Source organism: Mesorhizobium sp. M1027, assembly GCF_040318745.1.
Classification (GTDB): domain Bacteria; phylum Pseudomonadota; class Alphaproteobacteria; order Rhizobiales; family Rhizobiaceae; genus Mesorhizobium.
This window is the reverse complement of sequence record NZ_JAMYMW010000016.1, coordinates 125,438-135,146: the sequence shown is the minus strand read 5'-3', so window position 1 is coordinate 135,146 and position 9,709 is coordinate 125,438. Positions and strand designations below refer to the sequence as shown.

Below are 9,709 nucleotides of genomic sequence, written 5' to 3'. Positions count from 1 at the left end.
TAACTTCGCTCGTAAGGGCGACCTTAAGAGCGCAGCCTCGCTACCGTGCCGTCCTCTCGCAAGGCGGCCTTCGCCGGAGGGTATCGTCATAGCCTTGTTGAATTATGTTTCAGGGTGGCATATCCGGGCAATATTCCGATCTATATAGTATTTCGGTAGAGGTATTCCCAATAGACGCTCCTCAAAGGGGTAGGTTAGCAATTTATACCCGTTGGAGGTCACAAGCAGCTGCTTCTCCAGCTTTACCCCGTCTCTTTCGCCGACAGCGCCAAAATGGCTTTCAATGCATATCAACATTCCTGCTTCGAGTGTCGCGTCGTACGTGACCGGGCCACGGAATGATGATTTAACTTGCGGATATTCATCGCACATCCCAACTCCGTGGATAACGCAGCTGTAAGCTTGCTCTCGAAATTCTTTGGTCAGGCCAGGCAGACGCTTGTAGATCCTTCTCTCTGGGCCACAAGAATCTGGAGCAAGCGCCCCGCCAATTGAATTAAGGCAATCACATTGCTTTGGCCGCGACGAGGCGTCGCCGGAAGAATTCCGCAAACCTTCTTTGTTTGAAGTTGGACACAATGTCGGAAGCCCAACCAAAAGAATGGGGGCCGGGCCGGCGCTATGGTCAAGCGGCGTGACCTGCCCCAAGATCGCATCGACGTTTTCGCGCGGCCGAAACGGTCGGGCGGGCGGCCTGTCGATATGGACGAGTGGTGCAACTCAGAACGGTCCGCCACCCGGCACGCAACTTGCATGGGTCACGGCGGACGGCCGAGTTACGTCACGGAGCCAGCTGATGACCATTCAGTCCCTCGGCTTTAGCGCGTGCCGACGCGCGGCAGTCCTTTATGGGCCAGAGGACGACGGATACCCGGTCGTTCGGTTCGCGATTGCCGATTGATTGGAGTGTTCAATGGCCCATCGCTATTATGATCTCCTGTCCCTCACTGTCCTCACTGCCCTTGAGGTATTCGAGGCATCGGCACGCCATCTTTCGCTTGAGCTTGCAGCGTCCGAGCTGAACTTGACATCGGGAGAGATCAGTCAGCAGATCAAAGTCATTGAGGACGCGCTTGGTGTTCCGCTGTTTGTAAGGCGAGGAACCGGCGTGGTGCTTACCAGCGCGGGCCAAGACCTCTACACCGAGCTCGCAAGCATTTTTTCCAAGGCGTCCGATGTCGTCACGACCATTAAACACAGCGGTCGTTCCCGGATGTCACGATTGCCTCCACCGATGCATTCGCGCCGATCTGGCTGATATCGCGCGCATGTCGCGCTTTGGGGCACAGCACGATGATAATTCCAATGGATTATGTGATTTCCGAAAGTTCGCGCGACTATAGCCGCGCTGAGGTAGAGTTGCGCATCCGCTATGGCTCATGGCCTAACGAGAGCGCGGACCTATTATTTGGCGACATCATCTACCCGGTCTGCGGTCCCGCCTTCGCCCAAGAGCACCACGACGCGACGGACAAGTGCTTGCCCGAACTTCCCCTCGTGTCGAATGGATCGAACCGGGCTGGGCCGGCTGGCAGGAAGTTCTATGCTGCGCCCGGAGTCGCCAGGAGTAATTTTGCAATCCCCCCAGGCTGGTCAGGGCGTTGCCGTGGGCTGGCACTGACTGGTGCGAACTTGGTCGAAGAAAGCAAGCTCGTGAGGATTACTGACCTCGACCTGAACGCCCCGGCAGGATATTATCTGATGGAACGCCAACCGGTCGTCGTCGCGCGGGGGGGCGAGCGGGTGCGTGAGTACTAACGGAAGATCTCGGCCGAAGGGCGGACGCTGCAGTTACGGCTCGCGCCCGGCGCGCCCTTGCATGACCCGGAGGCATAGCGGTGCGGCTGTCGCCATCACGGGTTCGGGATAATGTTTGCTGGGCTTGGATTGTTCAGAATCCTCGATCTCAAATGGGAGCTGGGGCGCTCGAAGGCGCGGCATTTGCTGTGCGGCCGGTCGGCCTGATGCTGGGACTGAACGCCGTGATCCCGATTCAAAGCGAGCACGCAGCGCGGCAAGTGCCACTGTGCATGCAAAGGGGGGGCGCATAGGTGCCCGCGAGTCCGCCCGGCGGCACGGCGTCCATGGTCACCGCCTCGCTGATGACAGCGGCGATTGGGAGTCCGCCGCCGAAACTCTTTCCCAGCGCTACCGCCTCCACCCCCTGAATGACGAAAACCCGGCCGGTGCGAGTCAAGCCGGACGGGACCTCATCTGCGATCAGGACAATACCGTGCGCATCGCACAAAGCGCGCTGACCGCGGATGAACTCCGGCGGCGCGCGGGGCGCCTTACGTGCGGCCCAATGAGAGCCGAGATGGTCTGGAAGTCGCCTGAATTGCCCCCCGATTGATTCGGGATACAAAATCGACAGGGCGTACCAAAGACACCATCTTCCGTTCTCCGACTGTGCCGGGGTCCGCTTCTTAACCACTCACGCCTGCGCGAATTTCATCGTCGCTTCCAGTAGTCTGGTGCCCCTCTACGCCGCCTGTCGACAAAGCACGTCTGCAGTCGCAGTCGAGCTATTGCCGCGCCGCCCGAGACGGTGACGCTCGACATCGATGATACGCTCGATGTCGTCCAGGGCTATCAGCAGCAGTCGCTCTTCAACGCCCACCCCGCGCTCGAGTGCAAGCATGCGCTGCGTTTCTATGCCGAGACCCGCTATAGGCGAAGCCCTGGAAGCTTCGCATTTACGAACCAGACCGCTTCCACCCCCTCCAGCGCGTTCACAACTCCAGACACAGCCGCGGTGAAAAATACCGCCGCGCTGCCATCTGTCCGCCGCTCAGCGCCCACCAAACCAGATGCTCAATAGACGGGCTAGAATCTTTCATCCCGTGAGCCGTAGGATTGAAGGAAGCCGCTGACGCGGCACATGCTGCGCAGGTTTGGCGCCGCGTCGCTGAAGGACGAGTTGGCCGCACGCGGGGTAACTGTCTCGAACAACGCGGTGTGGCTGTTCCTGCGACGTGAGGGCCTGAGCTCTAAAAGAGCTGTTCGCATTTGAGCAGGCCCGTGCCGAAATGGCTCGCAGGCGCCAACGATAGCGGTCCGGCAGGCTAGCCTCGACGCGCGATCCCTGGGCTTCATCGACGAGAGCTGGATCAATGCCAACATGGCTCCACTGCGCGGTTGGGGACCGAATGCGGCGCGGCAATCAACGTGAGAGCACAGCGTCAAAATCAGGATGAGAATGCCGGCGGCTTGAGACGCAGGGAGGGCGTAGCCCGACCGGAGTTTCAAGCCGCCGGCGGCGATCCCTTCCGGGCATCGTCTTGTGGTCACGGTCGACCGGGTATGCCGGTGGTTTTTCCGATTCAGATTGTCGCGCTACAACCGAAGCACAAGCGGCTGCGCAGCCTGCCTTTTGCACGGCTATTGGCGCACGCTGCCCCTCCCCAGCACATTGCGCTGGGTGGCTCGCCGCACCTTGCGTCTTCGACGGACCGATTAACGACCATTGCTCCGCGCTTATGTCGAGCAGCACCTCCTCACCGTGCTGATGCCGGGCCGATATCGTCATCATGGACATGTGTGGACGCCCCGTTGGTGCAACAAGAATTTTTTCGAAGGGCACGGAGCGTGGTCGGCTGCTGACATGTGTGCGCGAGAGCCAAGGACCCGCCGTCCTCTCCCGAAGGCATCGCGACATGCCAATGTACTTTCCAGGTCGCCGCCGTGGCATCATCGGGACATCTCTTGCAGTTTGCCCCAGAGCTCGAAAACAGCATCTGAGATTGACGCGCAAGGATACTGACTTACGCTCCCAAGTCTCCTGGCGGGCTCCCCTGCGGATTGCCTTTCAATACAACGTCTTCAAGCGGAAGGATTGCGACAGTTTTGTTGCCGATGGATGTCAACGTATTTTCGGAAGATGAACTTGTCGTACCACGTATATCTCAAAATTGTAATGTAACGTCACGTAAAATTCTCAAAAATCAACTTCTTTCTCCTGCATGCCGCTGGTACAGTCGTCTCTAGAATACCAAAACGTCTTCTTTTTCTGCTACCCATCTTGAGTGACGTCGATGCAGGACTGGCAGCAGCCAGGTCAGGAATTGCTGAGCAATCCCGCCGGGCGGTCAAGCCGAGAGGGTGGACGTTTCCGCTAGAGGACGTCGAACCGATTACCTTCTGTCCAGGCGCCTTCGCATGGTCAAACAACCATGCTTCCGCATAGTGGCAAGGAAGAGTTCGTAGTTTCAGCCGCGGCCACATTGCGCGCCCATGAAGGCGGTGCCGCACCCATCTGCCCTTACACGGAGGAACTGTTATGAACACCCTGGATCAGCAAACAGCACCGGAGCAAGCCGTACAAGAGCGCATCAAGGCATCCCATGCCCTCGATGGCGACGCCGGTCGCTTGGCCGACCTCTATCGCGGATGGGCGAGTGCCTTCGATCTGGATGTGGGTCGCGTTGGGTACTGCGGGCCAATGATCGTGGCGGAACTGGCAGGCGCCGTGCAGACGGCCTATTTGGCCGGGCAGCGAAATGCCATCGCAATCCTGGACGCTGGCTGCGGAACAGGGCTCGTCGGCGTGGAACTGGAACGCCTCGGCTTCCGGTTGATTGACGGGTTCGATCTCTCCGAAGAGATGGCCGAAAAGGCCCGGCAAACCGGTGTCTATCGCCATGTCCGAGGCGATGTCGACCTTAACGGGCTGCTCTCCGACCACGCAAGCGCGAGCTATGACATCACGGTCTGCTGCGGCGTCTTCACGCTCGGGCATGTCCAACCGGATGGGTTGCGCGAGCTGGCTCGCGTCACCCGCCCGAACGGCTTCGTCATTATAAGCGCCCGCAAGAGCTATGCGGAGACGACATCCTTTGAAGACCAGGTGCGGCGTCTGCAGGAAGAGGACGTCCTCATACCGGCACAGTGTCTAAGGGACGGCAGATACGTCGCCGAAGAGGACGCACACTATTGGGTCTTCCAGGTACCCAAGAAGACCAGCGCACCAGAGGAACCGAGGCTATGACGACGGTACCGCAAATCTTGCTGTCGAAACTGGCAGCCGATACAACGCATCAATCTCATCCCGGACGGCCCGGGCGAGTTCATGCGCCAGGAAGGCTGACCCTATATCTTTCGTCACAAAACATCCTTGAAAACGCCGCGGCCGTTAACGCTGAGGCCGCAAAGCCGCAATTCTCGTAAATCCTATTACCATCCAATCGCGCCGCCCGCTAGTTAATCGGCGGGCTCTTGTGCCGGATGTACGAAATAACCAAGGAGCGTGCATGAATAATAGGGAAAATTAGAACCCGCGCTATGCCACCTCAGGAGGGGCTCATTTACCGTTATATTGGAGCATCGTTTGGATCATGAAGCTAAACCGTGATCAGAGACTAGAAGCTTATCGGCGGATGCTTCGCATTCGTCGTTTCGACGAAGAGGGTATGCGCCAGTTCAAACGTGACAAGATCCCTGGTTGGTTCCACTCGAGCGTGGGTCAGGAAGCCGCTGTCGTAGGGGCATGTCTCGCCCTTCGGGACGATGATGCCATGACGGGGACGCATCGTTCGCACGGCCATCCGATCGGGAAGGGTGCGCATCTGGATGGGCTCATGGCCGAGCTGATGGGAAAGGAGGGCGGCATCTGCAAGGGGCGCGGCGGTTCAATGCACGTTGCAGACAATTCGGTCGGGATCATCAGTGAATCGGGTATCGTCGGAGGAGGCATTCCTCTCGCCACAGGGTGTGCGTTCAGCGCCAAGGTGCGAGGCGTCGATCAGGTTAGCCTTTGCTTCTTCGGCGATGGAGCGGTGAACCAGGGCACTTTCCATGAGAGTCTCAACATGGCATCGCTGTGGAAGCTTCCAGTCATCTATCTCTGCGAGAACAACGGCTATGCAATGACCACCTCGGTGGCACAAAGCCACGGGCAGCCGGACATCGCGCTGCGGGCAGTGGGCTACGGCATGCCAGGGGCCACGGTTGACGGGCAGAGCATGAGCGCCGTCTATGAAGCTGCGGCGCAGGCCGTCACGCGAGCACGTGCCGGCGAGGGGCCGACTCTCATAATAGCCAACACCTATCGGTTCGATGAACACAATTTCGGCTTGGTGATTCCGGGAGAGCCCTATCGATCGGTTGAAGAAGTCGAGGCTCACAAACGCGACCGCGATCCGATTTTGCTATATCGCACTGTGCTCCTCGAAGAAGGCGTTAATGAAAACAGTTTGAGAGCAATCGAGGACGAAGTCGCCGAAGACGTCAAGCAGGCTGTACAATTTGGTTTGGCCAGCCCCATGCCTCGGCCCGAAACCTTACCCGATTACATGTTCAACTCGCCCCTTGCAGGCCATCACGGCTTCGTGGCTGGGCTGGAGAGGAATTAATTCCACATGGAACCTGATGACCAGAAACTCGCCGCGACGCCCGGCCCTCATATTCAGATGACCTATTTTGAAGCGCTCGTGCAGGCGCAGATGGAGGAAATGGATCGTGATGAGCGCGTCGTCCTGATCGGAGAGGAGCTCTCGGTTCATGGCGGCGCCAAACTTATTGAGCGGTTCGGCAAGAACCGGATTTGGAGCACGCCGATTTCAGAAGGCAGTTTCACCGGCCTCGGAATCGGGGCTGCCATCAACGGATTGCGGCCGATCGTAGACCTCTCAGGTGCCAGCTTCGTCTATCTCGCCTCGGATCAGATCATCAACCAGGCCTCGAAATTGCGATATATGACTGGAGGCCAGATCGACATTCCGATTGTGTTTCGTTGCTGTATGTCCTCGCTGGGGTCCCTGGCGGCGCAGCATGCCGATCGGCCTTATCCGTTTTTTATGAATGTACCTGGCCTCAAGATCATCAGCCCGACCAGCGCTGCCGACATCAAGGGGCTTATGAAATCGTCCATTCGCGACGGCGATCCCGTAATGGTCTTCGAAGACACCCGCCTGTGGCCGCTCAAGGGCGATGTGCCCACAGATCCGGACCATCTAATCCCGATTGGCAAAGCGGATGTGAAGCGCGAAGGAGAAGACGTAACGCTTGTCGCTATTGCCGGTGTCATTCGGCCGACGATGGAAGCTGTCAGCGCGCTCGCCGAGGAAGGGATTTCGGTCGAAGTGATCGATCCACGTACGTTGAAGCCGCTCGATCATGAGGCCATCAAAACGTCAGTCGCCAAGACCGGGCGGCTTGTGATCGTCGAGAACGCGCACCGTGTCTGCAACGTCGGAAGTGAAATCGCCGCGGTGATGGCGGAAGAGGCTTTCGATCTGTTGAAGCGACCGATCCTCCGCCTTAGCGCTCCGGACATTCACGTCCCCTTCAGTCCGGCCCTCGAAAAGGATTTCTTCCCGACGCAGGACCACATCATCGCTGCCGTACGGCGGCTGCTCTGACATCGTCGAAGACTCCGACACAATGGAAAGCAAAAATGACAATCGACATCTTCCTATCCTCCAGTGAAATCCGGAAGCTAAGATATTCTTTGGTTGAATGTCGGAGATGAGGTTCATGAGCCACGTTGTAGTCATATTCCGTGGGGTTTGCCGCCGTCGCTGCCATCAGGTTCCGTTGCGCGGCAACAGCTGCCGACCTCGAAGCTCCGGAGTAAGCTCAGCTCCGTCGGTCAGAATGCACGGTGTTTACCCCTTTCGACGCAGAATCTTAGCTTTGCCGCTATCGGCTATGCGACTGCCTACCCTATTCCGCGCAGGGGCTGCCGTGCCGCAGCCAGCAGAAGTGAAAAAAGGCCGAGGCTGATCTATGATCTATGAATTGCGGCATTACGTACCGACCTTGGGGATGAAGGATAAGATGCGAGAGCGGTTTGCTCGTGATAGCTTGCCGCTCTTCAAGAAGAGAGGAATTGCACTTATCGACTTTTGGGAAGCGCCGGAGAGCGGCGAAATCTGGTATGCCGTCGAGTGGTCTGACGAGAAGGCGGCGAGCATCAGTTGGCAGCAGTTTGTCGAAACGCCTGAATGGAAAGAAATCGCGGCACGCACCGAGCAAGACGGTCCGCTGTCAACGAGCCGGTCGATTGCGTTGAAGCGCCCAGCTTTCGTCAAGTCCGAGTGGCTCATACGGTAGTGCAGGCGAGCTCACGCTCTGATCTCTGTCACGCTCGCGCAATTGGCGCTGCAGCTGGAGGATCTAGCAGGCCGTTGAAGAAGTGTCCCGTTTGGCCTTGAGGATTGCCTCGTCGCCGTTGTGATAGACGAAGGTGATCTCGATGGAGCCGTCGTCGAGCAGTTCAGCATGGCCGTCGCCTGTGACCTCGTCCATTTCGTCGAATCCGACCCATGTGAAGAAGACCATCGACGGGCCGTAGCCGAGTTCGAGGGATGCCTGCATGGCGCCGAAGGCGATCTCGCCGTGGTTGCCGGCGCTGATGGTGATCGTGGCGGGTCCATCGAGGTCGAGATAATCGCGATCCCACAGATCGGCCTCGACGATGCGCCAGCGGCCGATCAGTTGGCAGCCTGCGGGCGTGGTCATATTGGCACCACCAACAACTTCGGCAGCCGCACCAGATTGTAGGCGGCGGCCGCGAAGGTAAAGGCCCAGCCGACGCGGTCGCGGCCACGGAACCGGGATTTGTCCTGTCCGGCGACCGTCTTGATCCAGCCGAACGCCTCTTCGATGCGCTTTCTGATCCGCTGGCTGACGACAAAGCCGCCATGGCGCGTGGTGCGCCCGTCAATTGCCGAACGACGTCCGCTCGTGTTCTGCGCCACATGCGGCGTCACCTTCATCGAGCGCAGTTCGTTGACGAAGTCTTCCGCATCATAAGCCTTGTCGGCGCCGAGCGTGATGGCCCGCGGCCGGTCCGCAGGCGGCTCGATCATGTGCAGTGCCGCCACCCGCTCGGCATGGCCGTTGGCCAATGTCAGGCAGGCGTCGACCAAAAGGCCGTGGCGGTTTTCCATCAGCCCGTGTCCCATGAAGCACAGCTTCGCCTCCTTTCCTTTCCCCTTCTTGTAGAGCCTGGCATCGGGATCGGTGGTCGAGGCATGCGTCTCGTTCGTCCGCTTCTGGCCATGGAAATCGGCTTCCGCATTGCGGCCGCCGCCATTTTCCGGCGGCTCGCCCGCCCCATCCCTCGGCTTGACACTCTTCATCGATGCCCAGGCCTCAATGAGAGTGCCGTCGACGGAGAAGTGATCGCTCGAGAGAAGCTTTTTCACTCTGGGCTGCGCCAGCACCGCGCCTAAGAACTTCGCCGCGATGTCGCCTTCCAGCAGCCGGTCCCGATTCTTCGAAAACACCGAGTGATCCCACGCCGCATCATCGACGCCGATGCCGATAAACCAGCGGAACAGGAGATCGTATTCCAGCCGCTCCATCAGAAGCCGTTCCGAACGGATCGAATAGAACGCCTGCAGAAGCATCGCCCGCAACAACTTCTCCGGCGGGATCGACGGTCGCCCGATCGGCGAGTAAAGCGCCGCAAAATCGTCCGCCAGCGCCAAAAGCGCCTCGTTCACCATATGGCGGATCGTGCGCAACGGATGGTTCTGGCGAACCCGCACCTCCAGATCCACATAGCTGAAAAGCGAGCCGGTCCGATCGTCGTTGCCCCGCATGCGCCATCCTCCGAATCCCTTCGGAGCAAATGAATCATGATCGTCACTCGACGGCGAGCGGCTTTTTCAACGGCCTGCTAGAGGCGGCGGCCACTGAGGACCAGCTGACGACGAGAAAGCGGCGGCAAAGAGGAGAGATGTCAAATTTTCGAGCGCAAGCC

11 protein-coding genes and 1 pseudogene are annotated in these 9,709 nt (G+C 58.9%); 8 read left to right on the top strand and 4 right to left on the bottom strand.

The genetic code is table 11. The features are described 5' to 3' along the window. Nucleotides 1-102: 102 nt before the first annotated feature. Complete coding sequence (locus tag NKH50_RS26655) at nt 103-372, bottom strand: hypothetical protein (protein ID WP_352882058.1); 270 nt, start codon at nt 370-372, stop codon at nt 103-105. Between the two features lie 541 nt (nt 373-913). On the opposite strand from NKH50_RS26655, the gene NKH50_RS26650 reads away from it, so the two are divergent. Together NKH50_RS26650 and NKH50_RS26645 are read left to right on the top strand one after the other, a co-directional pair. Further along, nucleotides 914-1,258: a LysR family transcriptional regulator gene (locus NKH50_RS26650; protein ID WP_352882056.1), complete on the top strand. Its 345-nt coding sequence runs from the start codon at nt 914-916 to the stop codon at nt 1,256-1,258. Nucleotides 1,259-1,305: 47 nt separating this feature from the next. Then, on the top strand, nt 1,306-1,758 hold the full coding sequence (locus tag NKH50_RS26645; RefSeq protein WP_352882054.1) for a type 2 periplasmic-binding domain-containing protein: 453 nt from the start codon (nt 1,306-1,308) through the stop codon (nt 1,756-1,758). 235 nt (nt 1,759-1,993) lie between these two features. Here NKH50_RS26645 and NKH50_RS26640 read toward each other — a convergent pair whose 3' ends face one another. Then, complete coding sequence (locus NKH50_RS26640) at nt 1,994-2,434, bottom strand: aminotransferase class III-fold pyridoxal phosphate-dependent enzyme (protein ID WP_352882052.1); 441 nt, start codon at nt 2,432-2,434, stop codon at nt 1,994-1,996. A gap of 114 nt (nt 2,435-2,548) precedes the next feature. Here NKH50_RS26640 and NKH50_RS26635 point away from each other — a divergent pair, with 114 nt between their 5' ends. The 6 genes and pseudogenes from NKH50_RS26635 to NKH50_RS26610 all read left to right on the top strand — a co-directional run bounded on the left by NKH50_RS26635 (nt 2,549) and on the right by NKH50_RS26610 (nt 8,052). After that, nucleotides 2,549-2,821, top strand: a complete 273-nt coding sequence (locus NKH50_RS26635; RefSeq protein ID WP_352882049.1) for a hypothetical protein — start codon at nt 2,549-2,551, stop codon at nt 2,819-2,821. 87 nt (nt 2,822-2,908) lie between these two features. Next, nucleotides 2,909-3,156: pseudogene (locus NKH50_RS26630) on the top strand (IS630 family transposase); the annotation flags it as partial. Nucleotides 3,157-4,279: 1,123 nt separating this feature from the next. Then, nucleotides 4,280-4,987, top strand: coding sequence for a class I SAM-dependent DNA methyltransferase (locus NKH50_RS26625; RefSeq protein WP_352882046.1), 708 nt, complete (start codon nt 4,280-4,282; stop codon nt 4,985-4,987). 388 nt (nt 4,988-5,375) lie between these two features. Then, the gene (locus NKH50_RS26620) at nt 5,376-6,350 is read left to right on the top strand and encodes a thiamine pyrophosphate-dependent dehydrogenase E1 component subunit alpha (protein WP_352882042.1); all 975 of its coding nucleotides are present in this window, start codon (nt 5,376-5,378) and stop codon (nt 6,348-6,350) included. Between the two features lie 6 nt (nt 6,351-6,356). Further along, nucleotides 6,357-7,358 carry an alpha-ketoacid dehydrogenase subunit beta gene (locus tag NKH50_RS26615; RefSeq protein ID WP_352882039.1) on the top strand — a complete coding sequence of 334 codons (1,002 nt, stop codon included), beginning with the start codon at nt 6,357-6,359 and terminating at the stop codon, nt 7,356-7,358. A 367-nt stretch (nt 7,359-7,725) separates the two neighbouring features. Further along, nucleotides 7,726-8,052, top strand: coding sequence for an NIPSNAP family protein (locus tag NKH50_RS26610; RefSeq protein ID WP_352882037.1), 327 nt, complete (start codon nt 7,726-7,728; stop codon nt 8,050-8,052). A gap of 63 nt (nt 8,053-8,115) precedes the next feature. On the opposite strand, the gene NKH50_RS26605 is transcribed toward NKH50_RS26610, so the two are convergent. Further along, the gene (locus NKH50_RS26605; RefSeq protein WP_352882035.1) at nt 8,116-8,460 is read right to left on the bottom strand and encodes a hypothetical protein; all 345 of its coding nucleotides are present in this window, start codon (nt 8,458-8,460) and stop codon (nt 8,116-8,118) included. Further along, nucleotides 8,457-9,548 (bottom strand): IS5 family transposase, encoded by a 1,092-nt coding sequence (locus tag NKH50_RS26600; protein WP_352882033.1) that lies wholly within the window; start codon nt 9,546-9,548, stop codon nt 8,457-8,459. The genes NKH50_RS26605 and NKH50_RS26600 overlap by 4 nt, the downstream gene beginning before the upstream one ends. Between the last annotated feature and the right edge of the window lie 161 nt (nt 9,549-9,709).

Bases quoted from the DNA above. Each gene is read 5' to 3' on its own strand.
- NKH50_RS26610 (WP_352882037.1), top strand. From the start codon at position 7,726: ATGATCTATGAATTGCGGCATTACGTACCGACCTTGGGGATGAAGGAT.
- NKH50_RS26615 (WP_352882039.1), top strand. From the start codon at position 6,357: ATGGAACCTGATGACCAGAAACTCGCCGCGACGCCCGGCCCTCATATT.
- NKH50_RS26625 (WP_352882046.1), top strand. From the start codon at position 4,280: ATGAACACCCTGGATCAGCAAACAGCACCGGAGCAAGCCGTACAAGAG.
- NKH50_RS26650 (WP_352882056.1), top strand. From the start codon at position 914: ATGGCCCATCGCTATTATGATCTCCTGTCCCTCACTGTCCTCACTGCC.
- NKH50_RS26600 (WP_352882033.1), bottom strand. From the start codon at position 9,548: ATGCGGGGCAACGACGATCGGACCGGCTCGCTTTTCAGCTATGTGGAT.
- NKH50_RS26655 (WP_352882058.1), bottom strand. From the start codon at position 372: ATGTGCGATGAATATCCGCAAGTTAAATCATCATTCCGTGGCCCGGTC.
- NKH50_RS26620 (WP_352882042.1), top strand. From the start codon at position 5,376: ATGCTTCGCATTCGTCGTTTCGACGAAGAGGGTATGCGCCAGTTCAAA.
- NKH50_RS26645 (WP_352882054.1), top strand. From the start codon at position 1,306: ATGGATTATGTGATTTCCGAAAGTTCGCGCGACTATAGCCGCGCTGAG.
- NKH50_RS26605 (WP_352882035.1), bottom strand. From the start codon at position 8,460: ATGACCACGCCCGCAGGCTGCCAACTGATCGGCCGCTGGCGCATCGTC.